Below are 20,632 nucleotides of genomic sequence, written 5' to 3' on the forward strand. Positions count from 1 at the left end.
CTCCGAGTCTTCGCCAAACTACTTCTTGGGGTAATGGGTCCTGGATCTGCGCTCCGCTTCGCTGCGCTTGTCCAGGACGACAGCTGAATCAATTCCCCTACTGGCGCGGCGCCCGCCGCTTCTTCGTCGATTGCGTCGGCACATCGGCCGGCTCGTCCTTGAGCGCGCCGATTTTGCGCAGCGCTGCGTCCGCGGCGCGCTCGCCGCTTTCCCAGGCGCCGTCGACGGTGCCCCACAGCGTCTCGTGGGTGGCTTCGCCGGCGAGGAACAGGTTGCCGATCGGCTCGGTCAGGATCTTTCGCGAGAGCTGACCGCCGGGCGAGGACGCCGACATCGCGCCCATTACGAAGGGCGAGGCATTCCAGCGCGTCGCGCTGGTCTTCTGCACGATGGCCGCGGCCTCGCTGCCGAACAGCTTTGCGATCCATTCCTTCGCGAAGGCCGCCATCGCCTTCTCGCCCTGCTCCGACAGATCGCGGCCGAACGAGCCGCCGACGTCGATCGAGCACAGCGAGGAGCCGCCGATATTGGCGAACAGCAGCGCGGTGCGCGTCGAATTGCTCTGCTCGATGAGGATGTCGTCGCGCGCAAGACCAAGCGGATTGCCCGGCAGTTGCAGCACGATGTGGTCGTAGCTGCCGAGGCTGAGCTTTGACGCCGCGTCCAACGTGCGCTTGGGAATATCGGGTGCGAACTTGATCGCGCCCGCGGTCAGCACGTTGGTCGAGACCGTGACGATGGCGGCGCGCGCGGCGATCTTGCCTCCCTGCGTCTCAACACTGACGTCGCGATTGCTCCAGCTGATGCGGCTTGCCGGCGTCGACAGCGCGACCGGCGCCTGCTCGCCGAGCTTCGTGATGAGCGTACCCAGGCCCTGACGGCAGGCGATCGCGGCATTGCGGTCCTGCGCGCGTGCCTTGTCGATCGCAGAAAGCTCCTTCAGGTCCTTGCCGGCAAAGCTCGCGCCCAGCATGAACTCGGCCGCGCCCGCCCAGTCGCCGAGATCCTTCGGCAGCACGGAGGCGCAGGAAGTATCGAGCTTGCCACGCGCGGCCTCGTCGATGGCGCGGTTGGCGCGCACCAGCGCCGCCAGGAATTCCTCGGTCTCGCCGGCGCGCGCGTTGCGGCGGCCGATGCGCATCTTCTGGCCCGATGGCGCCGGCAGCACGTCGAGGCCCGCGCTGCGCGCCAGCCGGATCATCGGATTGGTCTCGGGATTATGCATCCAGCGCGCACCGCGATCGAACGGTACGTCGAAGGTCGTGGTATCGGTGATGCAGCGGCCGCCGATCTGCGATGCCGCCTCGACCACCACGACCTTGCGATTGGCCGCCATGATGCGCCGCGCTGCGGCAATTCCGGCGGCCCCCGCGCCGATCACGACGATGTCAGCCTCGCGCGGCAGGGGTGCGGCGGTTGCGCGCAGGACCGGCATCGCGGCAAAGGCCGCCGACGCCGAAAGGAAACCGCGGCGCGTGATTGTCATGTCATGGTTTCCGGAGACTTGCGGCAAACGGGAACAGCCAGCGAACCTTGCCGTATCTCATGTTGCACGGCAACCATCATGGTGAATCAATCGTGCTTGATCTCACAGAGTGATGAACCGAATTGCAACACGTTTCGACCATGATAGAGAAGGGAAAAAAGGCGGCCGGAAAAGGCCGCGGGGGAGCTCGACATGGGGACGGTCCTAGATTCAGTCGGCAAGCTGATTGCCGCGTACCTCTCGAAGGAGGTGCCGGGCTATGAGCCGTTCACGCCGAGCGACCCCGAGCACCTGCGCGGCGTCATCGAGCCCGGCGACGTGCTGCTGGTCGAGGGCAACAACCGCATCTCCGGCATCATCAAATACCTGACGCAGTCGACCTGGTCGCATGCCGCGCTCTATGTCGGCCCGATCGAGGGTGCGGAAGAGCCGAACGGCGAGCCGCATGTGCTGATCGAGGCCAATATCGGCGAAGGCGTCACCTCGGCGCCGCTGTCGAAATACTTCCCCTATCACACCCGGGTCTGCCGCCCGGTCGGGCTGTCCCATGAGGACCGCACCACGGTCTGCCGCTATGCGATCAACCGCATCGGCTTCGGCTACGACACCAAGAACATCGTCGACCTGATGCGCTTCCTGTTTCCGCTGCCGATACCGCAGCGCTGGCGGCGCCGCATGATCGCTATCGGCTCGGGCGATCCGACAAAGATCATCTGCTCGGCGCTGATCGCGCAGGCGTTCGACGCCGTGCGCTATCCGATCCTGCCCAAGATCACCAAGGCCGGCAGCCGCGCCGCCCGCCGCGAGATCCTGCACATCCGCGATTCCTCGCTCTACATGCCCCGCGACTTCGACATCTCGCCCTATTTCGAAGTCGTCAAACCCACCATCGTGCACGGGTTCGACTACACCACCCTGCACTGGGCCGACAAGCAGAAGCCGCTCGAGGAGGTAGCGGGCACATTCAGTGTGTTTCCAGAAACGATCAGTGCGCCGCCGCTCGTTCCTGAAGCGGCTGACGAAGAGGCGCCGGATGAGATTCCGGCTGAGCAAGTAGCGGGCGATGCGGCCGCGCAGCCGGCGGAGATGGTCGAACGCACCGTCCCGGAGCATATCTCGCTGCTGAAGAAGCTGGCGATGTACCGCCCGCGGCGCCGCAGACGGGCGCGCGAGATCGCGGCTTAACCCCGCCGTCGTCCTGGCGAAAGCCAGGACCCATTACCCCAGGGAGAGGTTTGGCGACGACTCGTCGTTCGGTACCGCCACCGAGCGCAATCGATAGATTCCGCGGTATGGGTCCTGGCTTTCGCCAGGACGACGCTGGGGAGATACCGTGCCCCTCACAATGACGGGCGAATACGAAACTATCTTTCCGCCCGTCCGATCACCGCCATCAGCTCCGCGATCTTGGCGCGCTGGTCGGCCTTGTCGCCGCTCGTGATGGCGTGCTCGACGCAATGGGCGACGTGGTCCTTCAGGACCTCCTCCTCGACCCGGCGCAGCGCGGCGCGCACCGCCGAGATCTGCGTCACGATGTCGATGCAGTAGCGGTCTTCCTCTACCATTTTCGACAGACCGCGAACCTGGCCCTCGATCCGGCCGAGACGTTTTCCGACAGATGTCTTGATGTCCTTGCGCATGCCGTCTATATACCCCTACCGGGTATGGGTTGCAAGACCTACATCAAGACCTGACACTAAGACCTGGCACAGGGCCGGAGCATGGAAATGAGCGACGCCGAGCACAAGCATCATCACGACGCGGACGGTCACACCGGATGCGGCTGTTCGAGCAAGGCGGCGACGCCGCCGAACGAAAAACCTGCGGCAGCTTCATGCTGCGGCGGACATGGCGATCATGCCGGCCACGCCCATCATCACGCCCATGGCGACGCAGCGACAAAGGTGCTCGATCCCGTCTGCGGCATGACGGTCGACCCCGCGACATCGAAGCACCGGTTCGACCATCACGGCGAGACCTTCCATTTCTGCTCGGCCGGCTGCCGCACCAAGTTCGCCGCCGATCCCGCAAAGTATCTCGCCAAGGAAAAGGCGAGCGAGCCGGAGATGCCGGCGGGCACGATCTACACCTGCCCGATGCACCCACAGATCCGCCAAGTCGGACCCGGCAGCTGCCCGATCTGCGGCATGGCGCTGGAGCCCGAAGTGGCAAGCCTGGAGACCGGCCCCAATCCCGAGCTTGCCGACATGACGCGGCGGTTCTGGATCGGCGGCGTGCTGGCGCTGCCGGCCGTGGTGCTGGAGATGGGCGGCCATCTCGCGGGCCCGCACAACTGGATCGACCAGACACTCTCGAACTGGATCCAGCTCGTCTTCGCCACGCCCGTGGTGCTGTGGGCGGGCTGGCCGTTCTTCGTCCGCGGCTGGCAATCATTGGTGACGCGCAACCTCAACATGTTCACGCTGATCGCGATGGGCACGGGCGTCGCTTACATCTACAGCGTCCTCGGCACTGTCGTGCCGCAGATCTTCCCGGACACCTTCCGCAGCCATGGCGGCGCGGTGGCCATCTATTTCGAGGCGGCTGCCGTCATCACCGTGCTGGTGCTGCTCGGCCAGGTGCTGGAGCTGCGCGCCCGCGACGCCACGTCGGGCGCGATCAAGGCGCTGTTGCAGCTCGCCCCGAAGACCGCGCGCCGCGTCGAGGCTGACGGCAGCGAGCACGAGGTCGAGATCGATACGCTCCATGCCGGCGAGCATTTGCGCGTTCGCCCCGGCGAGAAGGTGCCGGTCGACGGCGTCATCCTGGAGGGGCGTTCCTCGCTCGACGAGTCGCTCGTGACCGGTGAATCCATGCCGGTCACCAAGGAAACCGGTGCAAAGGTCATCGCCGGCACGCTCAACCAGTCCGGCAGCTTCATCATGCGCGCCGACAAGGTCGGGCGGGAGACGCTGCTGTCGCAGATCGTGCAGATGGTCGCCGATGCGCAGCGCTCGCGCGCGCCGATCCAGCGGCTGGCCGATCAGGTCGCCGGCTGGTTCGTGCCCGCCGTCATCGTCGTCGCCCTCGCCGCCTTCGCGGCCTGGGCCTGGTTCGGGCCGGAGCCGCGGCTGGCCTTCGGGCTGGTCGCCGCCGTCAGCGTGCTGATCATCGCCTGCCCCTGTGCGCTGGGGCTAGCGACCCCGATGTCGATCATGGTCGGCGTCGGCCGCGGCGCGCAGGCGGGCGTCCTGATCAAGAACGCGGAATCGCTGGAGCGGATGGAGAGGATCGACACGCTGGTGGTCGACAAGACCGGCACGCTGACCGAGGGCAAGCCCAAGGTCGTCGCGATCGTGCCGGCTTCCGGCTTTGCCGACGACGAGATTCTCCGCTGGGCGGCCAGCGTCGAGCGCGCCAGCGAACATCCGCTGGCCGACGCCATCGTGCGCGCGGCCAAGGAGAAGCAGCTCACACTCGGCCAGGTCGAGGCGTTCGATTCGCCGACAGGCAAGGGCGCGACCGGCAAGGTCGACGGCAAGACCATCGTGCTCGGCAACGCACGATACCTGTCGTCGATCGGGATCGACACCAAGGCCCTCGACACCGAGGCCGAACGGCTGCGCGGCGATGGCGCGACGGTCATCAACATGGCCGTCGACGGCCGGCTCGCCGGCCTGTTTGCGATCGCCGATCCGGTCAAGGCCTCGACGCCGGAGGCGCTGAAGGCCCTCGCCGCCGAGGGCATCAAGGTGATCATGCTGACCGGTGACAACCGCACCACGGCGCAAGCGGTGGCGCGCCGGCTCGGCATCGCGGAGGTCGAGGCCGAGGTGCTGCCGGACCAGAAGAGCGCGGTGGTGACAAAGCTGCAAAAGGCCGGCCGCAGCGTCGCGATGGCCGGCGACGGCGTCAACGACGCCCCGGCACTGGCGGCCGCCGAAGTCGGCATCGCCATGGGCACCGGCACCGATGTGGCAATGGAGAGCGCCGGCGTGACCCTGCTCAAAGGCGATCTCACCGGCATCGTGCGAGCGCGAAAACTGTCTCAGGCGACGATGAGCAACATCCGCCAGAACCTGTTCTTCGCCTTCATCTACAACGCCGCCGGCATTCCGATCGCGGCCGGCATCCTCTATCCGAACTTCGGCGTCCTGCTGTCGCCGATCATCGCCGCGGCGGCGATGGCGCTGTCCTCGGTGAGCGTGGTCGGGAATGCGCTGCGGCTTCGTGCGACCCGGCTGTGAGGGCGCACTCCCTCTCCCGTTCTTACGGGGCCGCGACGAGCTTCGCTCGCGCTGAGAGGGTTGGGGTGAGGGGCTGCCACCACGTAGCCGGTAAAAGACGGACTCGCGGAGAGTCCCCCTCACCCGGAATTCAAGCTAGGCTTGAATTCCGACCTCTCCCCGCAAGCGGGGCGAGGTAAGAAGAGCGATACGCGCGGAGAGGGCCTGATGCAGCGAATTACGATCACGATCGAGGACGATCTACTGGCGGAGATCGATGCCGCGGCGGCGGCGCGCGGCTACCAGAACCGCTCCGAGATCATCCGCGACCTCGCGCGGGCCGGCTTGCAACAGACCTCAGAGGACACGGCGCAGTCCGGCCCCTGCGTCGCCGGTCTCGTCTATGTCTACGACCACGCCGCCCGCGATCTCTCGAAGCGCCTGGTGCAGGAATTCCACGGCCACCACGACCTCGCGCTGGCGACGCTGCACGTCCATCTCGACGACAACAATTGCATGGAGATGACGGCACTGCGTGGCGCGGCCGACGAGGTCAGGCATTTCGCCGATCACATCATCGCCGAACGCGGCGTGCGCTATGGGCGCGTGGTGATGATCCCGACGGGCGAAGGCAAGCCGGCGAAGGCGCGGAAGCACGGGCATCGGCATGAGTAAGTCCGTCGCATAGACGGTGCGTCTCCCTCTCCCCTTGTGGGAGAGGGTGGCTCGCCGCGAAGCGGCGAGACGGGTGAGGGGTATGTCTCAGCGACTACTCCTCTTCGAGCTCGCGGAGACAAACCCCTCATCCGGCGCTTCGCGCCACCTTCTCCCACAAGGGGAGAAGGAAAAAAAGCTCACGCCGCTTTCGCCGCCGTCCCGCACGGCAGGCCCGCCCGCGCGACGCCGCCATACAGCGTTTCGTTCGGCATCTCGTCGCGCAAGATCCTGCGCACACCGACCAGCTTCTCCAGGTCGATCCCCGTCGCAAATCCCTTGCTCTCGCACAGGAACACGAGATCCTCGAACACGACATTGCCGGTCGCGCCGGGCGCGAAGGGGCAGCCGCCGAGGCCGCCGAGCGATCCGTCGAGAATGCGCACGCCCTCGTCCAGTGCAGCCGCGGCGTTGGCGATGCCCATGCCGCGGGTGTCGTGGAGGTGGATGCAGATCGGCTTTTGTCCTGCGAGCTTGACCGCGGCGCGCGACAGTTCGGCGACCTGCTTCGGGCCCGCGTAGCCGACGGTGTCGGCGATCGCGACGAAATCGACGCCGGCCTCGAGGCATTTGTCGACTAGCCGCAAGACCTCGGCCGGATCAACCGCACCGGTGATCGAGCAGCCCAGCGCCATCGAGATCGCGGCATTCACGAGCGGCTTGTGGGAGCTGGCATCGCGCATCTCGCAGAGCCGCCTGACATTGGCGATCGCGGAGTCGCGCGAGCGATGGGCGTTGGCCTGGCTGTGCTCTTCCGTGGCCGAGACCACCGACGCGATTTCGCCAACGCCGGATTCGAGGGCTTCATTGACGCCGCGCTCGTTGAGCGCAAGCGCGATTCCATGAGCGCCCGGCAGGTTCGCGACCGCCCCGATGACATCGCGCACGTCGACGAATTGCGGGAAGGTCTTGGCCGGCAGGAACGAGCCGACCTCGAAGTGCCGCACGCCGGCGGCATATTCCTCGCGTACCCAGCGCTGCTTGGCCTCGGTTGACGGAAATTTCTTCACGAGCTGGAGCCCGTCGCGCAGGCCCACCTCGCGCAGGCTGACGCGATCTGAGGGGTAAATCGTCTCGATCCGGCTCATGCACGCCTCCCAGCGGCTTTTGACGCGATGTCATCCTTGTCGATCTCGGCACGAACCGCCGATGTGTCGGCGCCGAGCGGTGCGACCTTCAGGCCTTCACCGAGATGGCTGCCGTTCCACTCGACCGGCAGAGCCGGCACATGGAACGGCTTGCCGTCGGCCGTGAAATTGCTGACGAGCCCGCCCGGGCGCAGCACATGGGGATCGGTGAGGAGATCCTCGGGCCGGTTGATCGGCGAAAAGCAGATGTTGAGCGCGTCGAGCTTTTGCGACAGCTCTGCCACCTTCCGCTGCCGGATGATCTCGGCGACGCGCGGAAGGATCCGCGGCCGCGCCAGGATACGGTCGGTCGTGGTGCGCAAGGCGGGATCTTCGAGAAACTCGGTCAGGCCGAACTCCCGGCAGAAGCTTTGCCAGTGCCCCTCGGTCACGACGCCGATGAAAATGCGCTCGCCGTCCGCGGCATCGAAAATGTCGTAGATCGGCCAGGCGTGCTCGCGCTCGGGCATCGAGCGCGGCTTGTTGCCGGTCATCTCGTATTCGACCATGTGCTGGGCGACCAGAAACAGGCAATTCTCGAACAGGCCGATGCGAATGTCGGCGCCGTCGCGCTTGCCTCCGCGCTTCTGATAGAGCGCGGCGAGAATCGCGATCACGCCGAACATGCCGCCCATGATGTCGTTGGCGGAGGAGCCGACGCGCTGCGGCTTCTCCTTGGTGCCGGTCATGGCCGCGAGCCCCGACATCATCTGCACGACCTCGTCGAGCGCGGGGCGGTGCTCGTAGGGGCCGGACAGAAAGCCCTTGTGGCCGGCGATGATCAGATGCGGATGCCGGCGGCGCAATTCCTCGGCACCTAACCCCTGCTTCTCCAGCTGGCCATCGCGAAAGTTTTCCAGGAACACATCGGCCGTCGCGAGCAGACGGTGCATGCTGTCGCGATCCCCAGGCTTCTCGAAATCCAGCACGACGCTGCGCTTGCCGCGGTTGAACAGCGGAAAGAACGCCGTTCCCATGCCGCCAAGGCTCCGCGTCTTGTCGCCGGACGGCGGCTCGACCTTGATCACCTCGGCACCGAGCTGCGCGAGGATCATGCCGCAGGTCGGGCCCATGACCATGTGGGTCATCTCGACGATCCGCACGCCTTCCAGCGGCAATCCGGCCTCAGTCATGCGTCACTCCCTGTTCGTCCACCGAGGAGACTAGGCCTTCACAAGCCTTCTGAAAAATATAATCTGTCGAAGATTGCCTTCGCAGTTCCAGAACGCTTGATCGCCCATGGATTCACGCCAGCTCCGCTATTTCATCGCCGTCTACGAGCAGCGGAACCTGTCGCGCGCGGCCGACCAGGTGAACGTCGCGCAGTCCGCGCTCAGCCATCATATCTCGAACCTGGAGGCCGAGTTCGCAACGCCGCTGTTCGAGCGCAAGTCGCGCGGCATGGAACCGACGGCGGCTGGCGAAAGGCTCTATGAGCACGCACGCATCATCCTGCGCGCGATGGCGGAGGCCGAGACCGAGGTGCGCGAGGGTGCCCGCGTCATTGCCGGCGACATCTCCATCGGCATGGCCAATTCCGGCGTCAAGGCGATCGGTGTCGAACTGATGCGCACGGTGCTGACCAAATATCCGAAGCTCAAATTGTCGCTCACCGAGAGCCTGTCTGGCGCGACGCTGATGCACCTGATGGTCTCCAATGTCGATCTGGCGCTGGTCTACAATCCGCCCTCGGAGAAGGAGCTGATCACGGAAGCTGTGCTCGAAGAGGAGATGTTCCTGGTCGGCATTCCAAAACTGGTCGGCAAGGGCAAGGCCCCGATCCGGTTCGAGGAGCTGAGCCGGATGCCGCTGATCCTGCTTCGCTACGGTCTTGGCCTGTCCTCGCGCGCGCTGCTGGACGATCCCGTCCTGCTCAAGCGGCTGGAAGGCGGCGCCATCCTGCACGCCAACTCGATCACCGGCATGACCGGCGCGCTGGTGGAAGGGCTCGGCTGCACCATCGCGACAAAGCTGTTCGCGCGGGAGGAGCTCGCGGCCGGCCGGCTGATCGCACGCAAGGTGATCGAGCCGAAGCTGACCCGCACGCTCTACCTCTGCCGGCTTCGCAACCGCCCGATGACCTACGCCATGGAAGAGATGCGTCGCCTGATGCTCGCATTGATCGCCGAGCAGGTGCGCAGCGGCGGCTGGCAGGCGGAGCTGGTGGGGTGACGGGCGATTGGCGCGCCACAATGACGGTGCGCTCCCTCTCCCCGTTCTTACGGGGAGAGGGTTGGGGTGAGGGGCCTCTCTCCCCACGCGAGATCGTCGAGAGACCTGTACCCCCTCACCCGGATCGCAAGCGCGATCCGACCTCTCCCCGCAAGCGGGGCGAGGTAAGAGAACGCCGAGTTCGAAAATCTCGAACGCTCCCATCGATATGTTCTTCTGGATTTCCGCCCTTGACCGGCCAACATGGCGCGATCCGGCAGAGTTCACGACACGCAACACAGATGAGCCGCCGGGAACCGCGTGCGATCCGCGCGCCTCGGGGAGGACATCATGAGCGTTGTCGGCATCGACACAGGCTTCGAGCTCGGCGCTGCGCCGTCCGTGCCGGACGAGATCTCGCGGCGGCTCGAGGCGATGCCGGGGTCGCCCTATGTCTGGCGCCTCGTCATCCTGCTCTCGCTCGGCGGCTGCTTCGAGATCTACGATCTGTTCCTCACCGGCTATATCGCGCCGGGCCTGAGCCGCAGCGGACTTTTGAGCACGACGACGCAGGCGTTCTTCGGCTTCGCCGGCATCGGCGCCTTCGTCGCCGCGACCTTTGCCGGCCTGTTCGTCGGCACCTTCTTCCTCGGCTTCCTCGCCGACCGCTTCGGCCGGCGCGCGATCTTCACCTATGCGCTGCTCGGCTACACCGCGGCCTCCGTGATCATGGCCTGCCAGACCTCTCCGGAAGGTCTGCTGTTCTGGCGCTTCCTCGCCGGCATCGGCATCGGCGTCGAGGTCATCACCATCGACGCCTACATCACTGAGCTCGTGCCGAGCCGGATGCGCGGGCGCGCCTTTGCGGTGAACCAGTCGATCATGTTCGTCGCCGTCCCCGTCGTCGCATTCCTCGCCTGGTGGCTGGTGCCGCTCGCGCCTTACGGTGTCGAGGGCTGGCGCTGGGTGGTGCTGATCGGCGCCGCCGCCAGCATGATCATCTGGGTGCTCCGGCTGTTCCTGCCCGAAAGCCCGCTGTGGCTGGCGCGGCACGGCCGCAACGAGGAGGCGCTTCGCATCCTGACGACGCTGGAGGCCGCCAGCGGCGGCGCCGGGTCGCGGCCCGCGACGTCGCCTGCGCGCCAGGCGGTGCGATCGACCACGAATGTCGGCTTCGCCGATCTGTTCCGCCCGCCCTATCTCTCGCTCGTGGTCCTGTTCATGGTGTTCAACCTCTGCCAGGCCTTCGGCTTCTACGGCTTCGCCAATTGGGTGCCGACGCTGCTGGTCGAGAAGGGCATCAACGTCACCAAGAGCCTGCAATATTCCTTCATCGTCGCCTTCGCCTATCCGATCGCGCCGCTGCTCGCTTCGAGCTTCGCCGACAAATTTGAGCGGCGCTGGATCATCGCCGGCGCCTGCGTCGCCATCATCGTCTTCGGCATGGCGTTCGCGCAATTGACCGCGCCCGCGCTGCTGATCGTCTGCGGCGTGCTGCTGACGGCCTGCAACACCACGATGTCCTACGCCTACCACGCCTATCAGACCGAAGTGTTTCCGACCCAGATCCGGGCACGTGCTTCCGGCCTCGTCTATTCGATGAGCCGGCTCTCCGCGACGTTCTCGGGCTTCATCGTCGCCTACATGCTGAAGGAAGGCGGCGTCACCGGCGTGTTCGGCCTGATCACCGCGGCGATGCTGATCGTGGTGATCGCGATGGCGCTGTTCGGTCCGAACGTGCGCGGCAGGCCGCTGGACGCGGTGTAGCCCGCGTCTCGCTCCGCGTTCGTCATTGCTTCGCTGCGCTCGCAATGACGGGGAGAGAGCGGACGAACAGCTTTCACCATTTCCGCGGAATAGCCCCTCACCCAGCCCTCTCCCCGTCAGGACGGGGAGAGGGAGAGGATCAATCAGGCCGCGAGCAAATTCTGCAACGCGGCGCCATTGGGGACGCCGAGGCCGGAGCAGGCGTCCCAGCCGGGGCCGGCCTTGTACATGCCGTGCAGATCGCCGGTGATGTCGTTGTTGCCGACCGTGATGTCGCGGAACACCCCTTGCGCGTGCGAGGCGTAGATCAGCGGGTTGATGAAGCCGACCGTCTTGCCGAATTTCTTGGTCGTGGCCTCGTTGATGCGGGCGATCAATCCGGCCATCAGCGGTGCCACCGCGCTGGTGCCGCCGATCGTGGTGCCGACGCCGTTGAGGAAGATCTGGTAGCCGGTCGCTGGATCGGCGTCGCCGGCGACGTCAGGAACACCGCGCCCGACCGAGTGCGACGGCGACTTCGGGACGTGGGCATGGGCCTGGTAGGCCGGCCGCGGAAACACCACGCTGACGCCGCCGCCGCCCGCGCCACCCTGCGTCCCGCCGTTCCAGACCACCTCCTGGATGTGACCGTTCGGCGCCCTCAGGTTGGTGCCACCGCAGGCCAGCGCAAAGGGGCTCGAGGCCGGGAAGTCGGCGTGCGGCTTGCCGTCCCAATCCTCGCCCATATCGGCCGAGCCATTGTCGCCGGAGGCGACGCAGACGGTGACGCCCATCGCGGCGGCATCGCGGATCGCCTCGTTGAGGCCGTCGACGAATTGCTGCGAGCCGTCCTCATCTTCCGGTCCGCCCCAGCTGATCGAGATCACCGAGGGTTTTCGCGCGGCGTCGTGGACGGCGGCTTTCACCGCGTCGATGAAGCCGTTGGTGGTGTTGGGCGCGAAATAGACCACGATCCTGGCGCCCGGCGCGATGGCGCCGGCCACCTCGATGTCGAGCACGACTTCGCCGTCGGCCTCGGAATGACCCGGCTTGTTGGCGCCGCCGTCGACGCTCGCGGGCGCGATCTGCGGCATCGGGATGCCCGCCTTCTTGAAGAAGGTGCGCAGGTCGGAGGTCTTGTAGCCGGCGCCCGTGGGATGGCCCTTCTGATCGATGTCGTTGAGCTCGATGATGGCGATGCACTGGCCGGCGCCGGTCTCGCCGCCCGGGAAGTTGTAGAGCTCTGCGATCTGTTCGACCGAGAAGCTGCCGCCCTGTGCGGCACGCGCCGTCGCACCCGTCTTCGCCATCTTGCGGAAGTGCGGCTGCGCCACCGGGCGGTTGTCGAGGCCATGCACACCGACCACGATACCTTCGAGCTCGGCCGGGATCTGCACGCTGCCCTTGCGCATGCGATAGGTCGCGCCCTCGTGCCTGACCTTGTTGAGCTTGACGCCGAAGGCCGCGCTCATCGCCTTCACCGTACCGGTCAGCTTCACGGTGCGGGACGCCAGATGCACGCTCTTGACGTTGAGCTCGTGATGGTGGGCGAAGTCATCGATCCTGGCGACGTCGGCAGGGTCGGCGCCCATATGCTCGCCGAATTCGGCACGCGAGAGATATTGCCGCTCGCGCGGCGGTTGTGCGCCGAGCGCCATCACGGATTCGTCCTCCGCCGGCTGCGCGCGCTTGGCACGGAGGCGAACGCTGATCTCGATTTCCTGCTTGGGATCGGCCGCGCCGACGAGCTTGGCCCCCTTCGGCAATTTCCTCGCGCTGTTCACCAGCGCAACTCGCTTAGTCGAGCTTGCCATGACTTCCTCCGTTTGTGATTGGAAGGCAGATTGTCGCACCTCAACTATAGGTGTAATCTCAGTCGCCACTTGGTTCAGACATTGCGCAAATTTTTTTCAGAATAACTGTTGTTTGATAGGAGAAATTGTCTGCGACCCGAACCGGCCTCGATTCGGTCAATAGCTCCGACCCATTCGACGCCAATGAATTCGATCTAGGATTGCACCCGTCGGCCCGACTGGTCGACCGAAAGACATTTGTCAAAATCAAATTGACGGAGGCGATGCGATGTTAGCCGACCGCAAATGGGTTGAGAGAAATCTTGGTTTCGATCCGATCACGACACCGCCCCCGCCCGAGACCTTCGTGGTGAAACGCGTGAAGGATGCCGCGGCGAAGAAGACCGCAAAGGTCACCGCAGAAGACTTTCGGCGCGAGATCATCGATTTCGATTCCGAATCGGCCGAGGGCCGCGCGTTCATGGCCTTCTCGACCTCGACCGGGCTGTCGCGCTTCACCGACATTCCCTGGCCAAAGGGACTCGCGCCGCAGACCGGGCCGAAGCCGAAAGGCAATGGCAAGGGGCCGCTGCCGCGCGCCGACGTGCTGGTCGTGACCTGGACCGTCGACGAGGGCCACGCGCTCAGCCGCGTGCTGACGCCGGGCAAGGATTCACGCAACGATTACGTGCCCTACACGCATAACTACGCCGCCATCTCCAAGAAGATGCGCAACGGCTGCCCGGCCAAGGAACTGAAGCGTCTCGGCACCTACTGGACCACGACGATCGGCAAGAAAAAGGTCGTGATCTTCAAATCCGACTCGCACATGTCGCAGGACGGTCCGCGATTGCCGAACATCGACGTCTGGCGCCAGATCATCACCGAGGTGCAGCCGACGCTGGTCATCACCACGGGCACCGCCGGCGGCATCGGCAAGGCATTTGAGGTCGGCGACGTCGTCGTCAGCCCGATCGTGCGCTTCGACTGCCTGTCGAAATTCAAGAAGCAGCCCTTCGCGCAGGAGCACTTTTCGAGCAGGCCCGCCGTGTCGAAAAAATTCGCGCAGGCCAAGACGCTGTTCAAGGCCAATGCCGGGCAATTGCCGAAGGACAATACCAGGGCGCCGAAGATCTTCGTCGTGAAGCCGAGCGGGCTGTCCTCCTCCGTGGTCACCACCGACTTCTTCGGCTTCGACACCTCGGACAATCATTTCCATCTCCAGGGCCTCGGCGACGTCTCCGAGATGGGCGACGCCATCCTTGGCCTCGTGGCCCAGGAGATGGGCGAGAAGGCGCCGCGCTGGCTCGCGATCCGCAACGTCTCCGACCCGCAGATCAAGGCCGAGGGCACGCTGAAGCAGCAGGAGCAAGTCGCAGCCCAGATCTACAAGGGGTTCGGCCGCTGGAGCACGGTCTGTAGCGCCATCACCTGCTGGGCCAGTATCGCCGCGGAGCGGTAAGCCGCAGGGGCTGGCGGGTCAGCGTCCCTTGCCGAAGCGGCCCAGGGTGTCTACCTCTCGCGGGTGGTTTTCGTGAGAGGAACTCCCATGCTGGATGCCGCCGTGAAGGCGCTGTCGCAAATGATCTCGCCGCCGATGCGATCGATCCTGTGGCGATCGATCGGGCTTGCGCTCGTGCTGATCACCGTGCTGGCGATCGGCCTGCAGCGGCTGCTCAGCTGGTTTGCGACCTATGGCGAAGTCTGGCTTGAGGGCCTGCTCGGTCCCGGCTGGCACACATCGCTCGAGGTCCTAGCCTGGATCGTCTCGATCGCGGCGGGACTTGGCGTCGTGTTCGGGGCCGTGTTTCTGATGCCGGCGATCACCTCGCTGGTGGCGAGCCTGTTCGTCGACGATGTCGCCGACCATGTCGAGCGCGAACACTATCCCGCCGAACGGCCGGGCGTGGCGCTGCCCTTCAGCCAGGCGATCTACGAGGGCGTCAAGACCGCCTTGCTGACCATCCTGGTCTATCTGATCGCGCTGCCCTTCGTGCTGCTGGCCGGCGCCGGTTTCCTGATCTTTTTCCTCGCCACCGCCTGGCTGCTGGGACGCGAATATTTCGAGCTCGCTGCGATGCGCTTCCGCTCGCCGGAGGAAGCCAAGGCGATGCGGCGCGACAATGCCGCGACCGTCTTCGCCGCCGGCCTGATCATCGCGGCCTTCGTCTCGATTCCGATCGTCAACCTGGCGACGCCGATCTTCGGCATGGCCTTCATGGTCCACATGCACAAGCGGCTGTCGGGCCCGAGGCCCGAGCTGATCGAGCCGGCGCGGCAGATGCGGTGACGGTGGACTTAAGTCACCTGCGCCCCGCATTTGCGCAGCAGCATCTTGGCGAAGCCGAACGGCGCCGGCGTGAACGGGCCCGGCGGGGCGCGGGTGATCAGCGCGACGACGCCGAGCGCGGCCATCGCCAGCCAGAAGCAGAGCCAGAAGCCGTCGATATAGGCGAGCACATTGGCCTCGCGCTGGACGAAGCTTGCGAGCGTCCCCACCGCGCGCGCCTGGGCCAGGCCGGCGCCATGGACGGCGAAATGGTCGGCGAGCTGTTTCAGCGTCCGCACCACATCGACGTCGCCGACGCCGAGGTTCTGACCGAGATAGAAGGAATGGACCTGCTCGCGGACGCGCAGCCAGGTCCCCATCAGCGCCACGCCGATCTCGGCGCCGCCGAGCCGCATGATCTGGATATAGGCGGCGAACGACGTGGCCCGGCTCGGATCGGAGTTCGACAGCGCCATGATGATGATCGGCAGCAGCGTCGTCGATTGACCGACCGATTGCAGCAGCACGATGCCTATGAAATCTTCGCGCGCCCAGTCATGGGTGAGCTGGATGCCCCAGAGGTTGGCGGCGGCAAAGCAGGCAAAGCCCAGCACCGTCACCACGCGCGCATCGAAATGACGCAGCAGCCAGATCGAAATCGGCACCAGCACGAACATCGGCAGCGCGCCGTAGGTCAACAGCAGCAGACCGCTCTGCTCCGGCCGGAGCAGGCCAACATTACCGAGGAAGTTCGGCACCAGCGATGAATTGGAAAGGGAAGTCAGCGTGTAGAGCAGGATCACCACCAGCGACAGCCCGATATTGCGCGAGAACAGCACGTTCACATGCGCCCAGGGTTGGCGCACCAGCGACTCGTTGACGAGGAAGCCTGCGAACAGCACCGCGCCGGCGGCGAGCAGCGCCATCACCGTGCCGGAGCCCAGCCAGTCCAGCCGGTTGCCCTGGTCGAGCCCGGCATAGATCATCGAGACCGAGGCGCCGAGCAGCAGCATGCCGCCCCAATCGGCGTCGCGCAGCAGCGCGCGGTTCACCGGCTCGCTCGGTGTGCCCAGATAGACCATCAGGCCCATCAGCGGCGCGATCACGACACCCTGCCAGTATAACCATTGCCAACCGAGATGGTCGACGTAGAAGCCGACCAGCGAGCTCGACGTGTCCAACGCAAAGCCGACGCGGATCGAGTAGATCGAGATCGCCGGCAGCCACCAGCGGATCGGCAGGTTGCGGAACACGATCATCAGCGTCGCCGGTACGAAGGTGCCGAGCAGCAGACCATGCACGACACTGAGCGCAATCAGCGTCGGATAATCGTGCACGAAGGGAATGATCAGCGAGACCGCGGCGTAGACCAGGCTGGGGATCCCGAGCACGCGCCTGAGCCCGAACGCCGTCGCGAGCCACGCCACCGCGGGCGCGATGAAGATCTGCGAGCCGATGCCGGCGGTGGAGAGCCAGGCGCCTTCGTCGAAGCTGAGCGAAAACGCGCCGCGCAGGTCGGGCAGTCCGACCGTGGTGAGACGGCTGTCGAAATTGGCGAGGAACGAGCCGAGCAGCACCGCCGCCACGGCGAACATGGGCTGTGGCGCGACGCCGCCGCGCGAGAGCGGTCCGCGATCGGAATCGTCATTTCCCGCCATTCGCGCCCGCGGTGTTGATGCTGGTGACGACCGACATGCCGGGCACGAGCCGTGCCGTTAGCTGCTGGTTGTCGTCGAGTTGAATCCGCACGGGAATGCGCTGCACCACTTTCGTGAAATTGCCGGTGGCGTTATCAGGCGGCAGCAGCGCGACCTGCGCGCCGGTCGCCGGCGCGATCCGCTCGACCCGGCCGCGCAGCTTCTCGCGCGGAAAACTGTCGACGGTGATCTCGACCGGCTGGCCCGGTGCGACGTGCGTGAGCTGGGTCTCCTTGTAGTTCGCGATCACATAGACCTTCGGCAGCGGCACCACGTTGATGAGGTTGGTGCCGATATTGACGTAGTCGCCGGGCTGCACCTGGCGCTCGCCGACGACGCCGTCGAACGGCGCCGATATCGTCGTGTAGCCGAGCTTCAGCCTCGCACTCGCCAGCGACGCCTTGGTGGCGTCGAGATCGGCGGCGCGCTGTTTCCTGGTGCCTTGCAGGACTTCGAGCTGATGCTGCTGGGCGGCGATCACGGCGCGGCTGGCGCGCACGTCGGCCTGCGCCTTGGCGTAGGCGGCGACCGCCTGCTCGAACCGCTGCCGCGTGCCGGACTCGGTCTGCGACAGTGATTGCTGACGCTCCTGCTCCTGCCGCGCCTCGACCTCAATGGCTTCGGCCGACAGCCGCGCGGCTTGCGCCTGCGCGATCGTCGCATATTGCAGCTCGACCTGGTTGGCCAGATTGTCGAGCATGGCTTGCGCGGCGGCGACCGCGGCTTCGGACTGCGCGACCTGCGCCTCATAGTCCGCCGGATCGATCTGAATCAGGAGGTCGCCGGCCTTGACGCGCTGGAAGTCGGTCACCCCTACGGTCAGCACCTCGCCGGAGACACGGCTCGCCAGCCGCGTCAGCTCGGAGCGCACATAGGCGTCATTGGTGGTCTGGATCACCGCGTTGCCGACCCATTCGTCGAAGCGCAGCGTCGCCAGCGCGACGAAAGCGAGCGCGACGATGACCGCGAACAGCGGGATTACGAGGCGGCTCCACAGCGAGCTGGCGGGAGGCTGTATCGGCTTGGGCGATGGGGCTGGAGCGGCAGGCGGCGGCGATGACGTAACTTGATCCTGCTGACTCACGACATGTCCCCAAAGCCACTTTGCCCGAACGCGAATCTCACCACTGTCATTCCGGGATGGTCCGAAGGACCAGACCCGGAATCTCGAGATTCCGGGTTCGATGCTGCGCATCGCCCCGGAATGACGGCGAATACTGCCTCAGACCGTCTTCTCCGGCCATCGGCAGAGATCGTTGATCAGGCATACCTCGCAGCGCGGCTTGCGCGCGAGGCAAGTATAGCGGCCGTGCAGGATCAGCCAATGATGGGCATGCAGCATGAACTCGGCCGGGATCACCTTTTCGAGACCGAGCTCGACTTCCAGCGGCGTCTTGCCGGGCGCGAGCCCGGTGCGGTTGCCGACGCGGAAGACATGCGTATCCACCGCCATGGTGTGTTCGCCAAAGGCCATGTTGAGCACGACGTTGGCGGTCTTGCGCCCGGCGCCCGGCAACGACTCGATCTCGGCGCGCGTGCGCGGCACCTCGCCGCCGAACTCGCTGAGCACCTTGGCCGACAGCGCAATGACGTTCCTCGCCTTGGTGCGATAGAGGCCGATGGTCTTGATGTATTCGCGCAAGGACTCCTCGCCGAGGTCGAGCATCTTCTGCGGCGTATCGGCGACCTCGAACAATGCGCGCGTCGCCTTGTTGACGCCGGCGTCGGTGGCCTGCGCCGACAGCACCACGGCGACCAGCAGCGTGAACGGATTGACGTGCTCGAGCTCGCCCTTCGGCTCCGGGTTGGCCTTGCGGAAACGGCTGAAGACCTCGCGGATCTCGGCGGGCGTCCAAGGTTTCATCGCTTTGAGCGATTTCTTCGCGGGGGCCCTCGGCTTCGCCACAGCCGCCTTTGCTTTTTTCTTAGGCACAGCTGCTTTGCGCGGGACCGGCTTGCGGGTGATTTTCGCCATGATCGGGATATACTGAGGGACGATGAGCACAGGCAACGAAATTGAGCGCAGGGACTCTGAAGATCAGAGCGAAGCTCAAATCTTCTCGGCGCTGCTGACGCCGCACCGCTCGCTGAACCGCACCGGCTTCCTCGCCGTGATGCTGTTCCTGAGCGCCGTCAGCTTCGTCACCGGCCTCGTCTTCCTGATGATGGGCGCGTGGCCGGTGCTCGGCTTCTTCGGCCTCGACGTGCTGGTGATCTGGTGGGCCTTCAAGGTCAATTTCCGCGCCGCGCGGGCCAGCGAGGAGATCGTAGTCACGCCCTCGGAACTGCGGGTGCGGCGCGTCAGCCATCGCGGCCAGGTCGCCGAATGGACGTTCAATCCGCTCTGGGTCCGGCTCGACCTGGAGATCGACGAGGATTTTGGCCTCGAACACCTCTACCTGATCTCGCGCGGCCGCCGGCTCCAGCTCGCCGGGTTTTTGGGACCTGAAGAAAAAACAAGCTTTTACAATGGCTTGGTTGAGGCGCTGAACGCCGCCAAGCGCGGACCGACCTTCAACCCCATCCGCTGAGTTCACGTCGGAAATCGGGTGGTTTCGAACCCTCCCCTCTCCTACATTTCCGGTCATGATGACACTCGCCATACATGACCAGCGCCTGACCAAGCCGGGCCACCAGAATGCCGCGCTACGCGACTATGACTCGGTGCGCCGGGCGATCGCCTTCATCTCGGAGAACTGGCGCGCGCAGCCGACCATCGAGGCGATGGCGGATGCGGCCGGCGTCACGCCCGATGAGCTGCACCATCTGTTCCGCCGCTGGGCCTCGATCACGCCGAAGGCTTTCATGCAGGCGCTGACGCTCGACCACGCCAAGGGCCTGCTGCGGGATTCCGCGAGCGTGCTCGACGCCGCGCTCGACTCCGGCCTGTCGGGGCCGGGCCGGCTGCACGATCTCTTCGTCACCCACGAGGCGATGTCGCCGGGTGAATGGAAGAATGGCGGCGCGGGCCTCACCCTGCGCTACGGCTTCCATGCCTCGCCCTTCGGCACGGCCATCGTGATCGCGACCGATCGCGGATTGTCGGGGCTCGCCTTCGCCGATCCCGGTGAAGAGAAGGTCGCGCTCGCCGACATGACGCGGCGCTGGCGGAACGCAACTTACGTCGAGGATCACGAAGGCACAGCGCCGCTCGCCCAGCGCATCTTCGACACGAAGCTGTGGCGGCCGGACCAGCCATTGCGCGTGGTGATGATCGGCACCGATTTCGAGGTGCGGGTCTGGGAAACGCTCTTGAAGATCCCGATGGGCCGCGCGGTGTCCTATTCCGACATCGCCTGCAACATCAACAGCCCGAAGGCTTCACGCGCCGTCGGCGCTGCGGTCGGCAAGAACCCGGTGTCGTTCGTCGTGCCCTGCCACCGCGCACTCGGCAAGAGCGGCACGCTCACCGGCTATCACTGGGGCATCACCCGCAAGCAGGCGATGCTCGGGTGGGAAGCTGGGCAGCTGGGGATGCAGTGA

The 20,632-nt window shown here is 65.6% G+C and carries 17 protein-coding genes; 9 read left to right on the plus strand and 8 right to left on the minus strand.

Annotated features, from left to right (window positions below):
- Positions 1–97: 97 nt before the first annotated feature.
- Positions 98–1,486 (minus strand): flavin monoamine oxidase family protein, encoded by a 1,389-nt coding sequence (locus WN73_RS28715; protein ID WP_011083529.1) that lies wholly within the window; start codon positions 1,484–1,486, stop codon positions 98–100.
- Positions 1,487–1,678: 192 nt separating this feature from the next.
- Between WN73_RS28715 and WN73_RS28720 the strand changes: the two genes are divergently transcribed.
- Positions 1,679–2,671 (plus strand): YiiX/YebB-like N1pC/P60 family cysteine hydrolase, encoded by a 993-nt coding sequence (locus WN73_RS28720; RefSeq protein WP_271555715.1) that lies wholly within the window; start codon positions 1,679–1,681, stop codon positions 2,669–2,671.
- A 179-nt stretch (positions 2,672–2,850) separates the two neighbouring features.
- Here WN73_RS28720 and WN73_RS28725 read toward each other — a convergent pair whose 3' ends face one another.
- Positions 2,851–3,126 carry a metal-sensitive transcriptional regulator gene (locus tag WN73_RS28725; RefSeq protein ID WP_011083527.1) on the minus strand — a complete coding sequence of 92 codons (276 nt, stop codon included), beginning with the start codon at positions 3,124–3,126 and terminating at the stop codon, positions 2,851–2,853.
- Between the two features lie 87 nt (positions 3,127–3,213).
- On the opposite strand from WN73_RS28725, the gene WN73_RS28730 reads away from it, so the two are divergent.
- On the plus strand, positions 3,214–5,673 hold the full coding sequence (locus WN73_RS28730) for a heavy metal translocating P-type ATPase (protein ID WP_271555716.1): 2,460 nt from the start codon (positions 3,214–3,216) through the stop codon (positions 5,671–5,673).
- Between the two features lie 207 nt (positions 5,674–5,880).
- Positions 5,881–6,327: a nickel-responsive transcriptional regulator NikR gene (nikR, locus tag WN73_RS28735; protein ID WP_271555717.1), complete on the plus strand. Its 447-nt coding sequence runs from the start codon at positions 5,881–5,883 to the stop codon at positions 6,325–6,327.
- 179 nt (positions 6,328–6,506) lie between these two features.
- Here nikR and WN73_RS28740 read toward each other — a convergent pair whose 3' ends face one another.
- Positions 6,507–7,454, minus strand: coding sequence for a hydroxymethylglutaryl-CoA lyase (locus WN73_RS28740; protein WP_161532828.1), 948 nt, complete (start codon positions 7,452–7,454; stop codon positions 6,507–6,509).
- Positions 7,451–8,626, minus strand: coding sequence for a CoA transferase (locus WN73_RS28745; protein ID WP_271555718.1), 1,176 nt, complete (start codon positions 8,624–8,626; stop codon positions 7,451–7,453). The genes WN73_RS28740 and WN73_RS28745 overlap by 4 nt, the downstream gene beginning before the upstream one ends.
- A gap of 106 nt (positions 8,627–8,732) precedes the next feature.
- Here WN73_RS28745 and WN73_RS28750 point away from each other — a divergent pair, with 106 nt between their 5' ends.
- Together WN73_RS28750 and WN73_RS28755 are read left to right on the plus strand one after the other, a co-directional pair.
- Entirely contained in the window at positions 8,733–9,665 is a 933-nt protein-coding gene (locus WN73_RS28750) for a LysR family transcriptional regulator (protein ID WP_028172464.1), read from the plus strand.
- Between the two features lie 330 nt (positions 9,666–9,995).
- A complete protein-coding gene (locus WN73_RS28755; RefSeq protein WP_271555719.1) occupies positions 9,996–11,411 on the plus strand; it encodes an MFS transporter in 1,416 nt (471 codons plus the stop codon).
- Between the two features lie 143 nt (positions 11,412–11,554).
- On the opposite strand, the gene WN73_RS28760 is transcribed toward WN73_RS28755, so the two are convergent.
- Positions 11,555–13,204, minus strand: a complete 1,650-nt coding sequence (locus WN73_RS28760) for a S53 family peptidase (protein WP_271555720.1) — start codon at positions 13,202–13,204, stop codon at positions 11,555–11,557.
- Positions 13,205–13,472: 268 nt separating this feature from the next.
- Here WN73_RS28760 and WN73_RS28765 point away from each other — a divergent pair, with 268 nt between their 5' ends.
- Entirely contained in the window at positions 13,473–14,645 is a 1,173-nt protein-coding gene (locus WN73_RS28765) for a phosphorylase family protein (protein WP_271555721.1), read from the plus strand.
- 87 nt (positions 14,646–14,732) lie between these two features.
- Positions 14,733–15,473: a sulfate transporter family protein gene (locus WN73_RS28770; protein WP_028172460.1), complete on the plus strand. Its 741-nt coding sequence runs from the start codon at positions 14,733–14,735 to the stop codon at positions 15,471–15,473.
- An 8-nt stretch (positions 15,474–15,481) separates the two neighbouring features.
- Here WN73_RS28770 and WN73_RS28775 read toward each other — a convergent pair whose 3' ends face one another.
- From WN73_RS28775 to nth, 3 genes are all read right to left on the minus strand, one after another.
- A complete protein-coding gene (locus tag WN73_RS28775; RefSeq protein ID WP_271555722.1) occupies positions 15,482–17,110 on the minus strand; it encodes an MFS transporter in 1,629 nt (542 codons plus the stop codon).
- A complete protein-coding gene (locus WN73_RS28780; protein WP_028172459.1) occupies positions 17,097–18,233 on the minus strand; it encodes an HlyD family secretion protein in 1,137 nt (378 codons plus the stop codon). The genes WN73_RS28775 and WN73_RS28780 overlap by 14 nt, the downstream gene beginning before the upstream one ends.
- A 138-nt stretch (positions 18,234–18,371) precedes the next feature.
- A complete protein-coding gene (nth, locus tag WN73_RS28785; RefSeq protein ID WP_028172458.1) occupies positions 18,372–19,124 on the minus strand; it encodes an endonuclease III in 753 nt (250 codons plus the stop codon).
- A gap of 22 nt (positions 19,125–19,146) precedes the next feature.
- On the opposite strand from nth, the gene WN73_RS28790 reads away from it, so the two are divergent.
- Positions 19,147–19,680 carry a DUF2244 domain-containing protein gene (locus tag WN73_RS28790; protein ID WP_011083514.1) on the plus strand — a complete coding sequence of 178 codons (534 nt, stop codon included), beginning with the start codon at positions 19,147–19,149 and terminating at the stop codon, positions 19,678–19,680.
- Between the two features lie 55 nt (positions 19,681–19,735).
- The gene (locus WN73_RS28795) at positions 19,736–20,632 is read left to right on the plus strand and encodes a methylated-DNA--[protein]-cysteine S-methyltransferase (protein WP_028172457.1); all 897 of its coding nucleotides are present in this window, start codon (positions 19,736–19,738) and stop codon (positions 20,630–20,632) included.

Source organism: Bradyrhizobium sp. CCBAU 45394, assembly GCF_028128655.1.
Classification (GTDB): domain Bacteria; phylum Pseudomonadota; class Alphaproteobacteria; order Rhizobiales; family Xanthobacteraceae; genus Bradyrhizobium; species Bradyrhizobium diazoefficiens.

Excerpts from the sequence above, each read along its gene's own strand:
- WN73_RS28760 (WP_271555720.1), bottom strand. The coding sequence starts at position 13,204 with ATGGCAAGCTCGACTAAGCGAGTTGCGCTGGTGAACAGCGCGAGGAAA.
- WN73_RS28790 (WP_011083514.1), top strand. The coding sequence starts at position 19,147 with ATGAGCACAGGCAACGAAATTGAGCGCAGGGACTCTGAAGATCAGAGC.
- WN73_RS28770 (WP_028172460.1), top strand. The coding sequence starts at position 14,733 with ATGCTGGATGCCGCCGTGAAGGCGCTGTCGCAAATGATCTCGCCGCCG.
- WN73_RS28745 (WP_271555718.1), bottom strand. The coding sequence starts at position 8,626 with ATGACTGAGGCCGGATTGCCGCTGGAAGGCGTGCGGATCGTCGAGATG.
- nikR (WP_271555717.1), top strand. The coding sequence starts at position 5,881 with ATGCAGCGAATTACGATCACGATCGAGGACGATCTACTGGCGGAGATC.
- WN73_RS28715 (WP_011083529.1), bottom strand. The coding sequence starts at position 1,486 with ATGACAATCACGCGCCGCGGTTTCCTTTCGGCGTCGGCGGCCTTTGCC.
- WN73_RS28755 (WP_271555719.1), top strand. The coding sequence starts at position 9,996 with ATGAGCGTTGTCGGCATCGACACAGGCTTCGAGCTCGGCGCTGCGCCG.
- WN73_RS28765 (WP_271555721.1), top strand. The coding sequence starts at position 13,473 with ATGTTAGCCGACCGCAAATGGGTTGAGAGAAATCTTGGTTTCGATCCG.
- WN73_RS28720 (WP_271555715.1), top strand. The coding sequence starts at position 1,679 with ATGGGGACGGTCCTAGATTCAGTCGGCAAGCTGATTGCCGCGTACCTC.
- WN73_RS28725 (WP_011083527.1), bottom strand. The coding sequence starts at position 3,126 with ATGCGCAAGGACATCAAGACATCTGTCGGAAAACGTCTCGGCCGGATC.
- WN73_RS28750 (WP_028172464.1), top strand. The coding sequence starts at position 8,733 with ATGGATTCACGCCAGCTCCGCTATTTCATCGCCGTCTACGAGCAGCGG.
- WN73_RS28740 (WP_161532828.1), bottom strand. The coding sequence starts at position 7,454 with ATGAGCCGGATCGAGACGATTTACCCCTCAGATCGCGTCAGCCTGCGC.
- nth (WP_028172458.1), bottom strand. The coding sequence starts at position 19,124 with ATGGCGAAAATCACCCGCAAGCCGGTCCCGCGCAAAGCAGCTGTGCCT.
- WN73_RS28730 (WP_271555716.1), top strand. The coding sequence starts at position 3,214 with ATGAGCGACGCCGAGCACAAGCATCATCACGACGCGGACGGTCACACC.
- WN73_RS28775 (WP_271555722.1), bottom strand. The coding sequence starts at position 17,110 with ATGGCGGGAAATGACGATTCCGATCGCGGACCGCTCTCGCGCGGCGGC.
- WN73_RS28795 (WP_028172457.1), top strand. The coding sequence starts at position 19,736 with ATGATGACACTCGCCATACATGACCAGCGCCTGACCAAGCCGGGCCAC.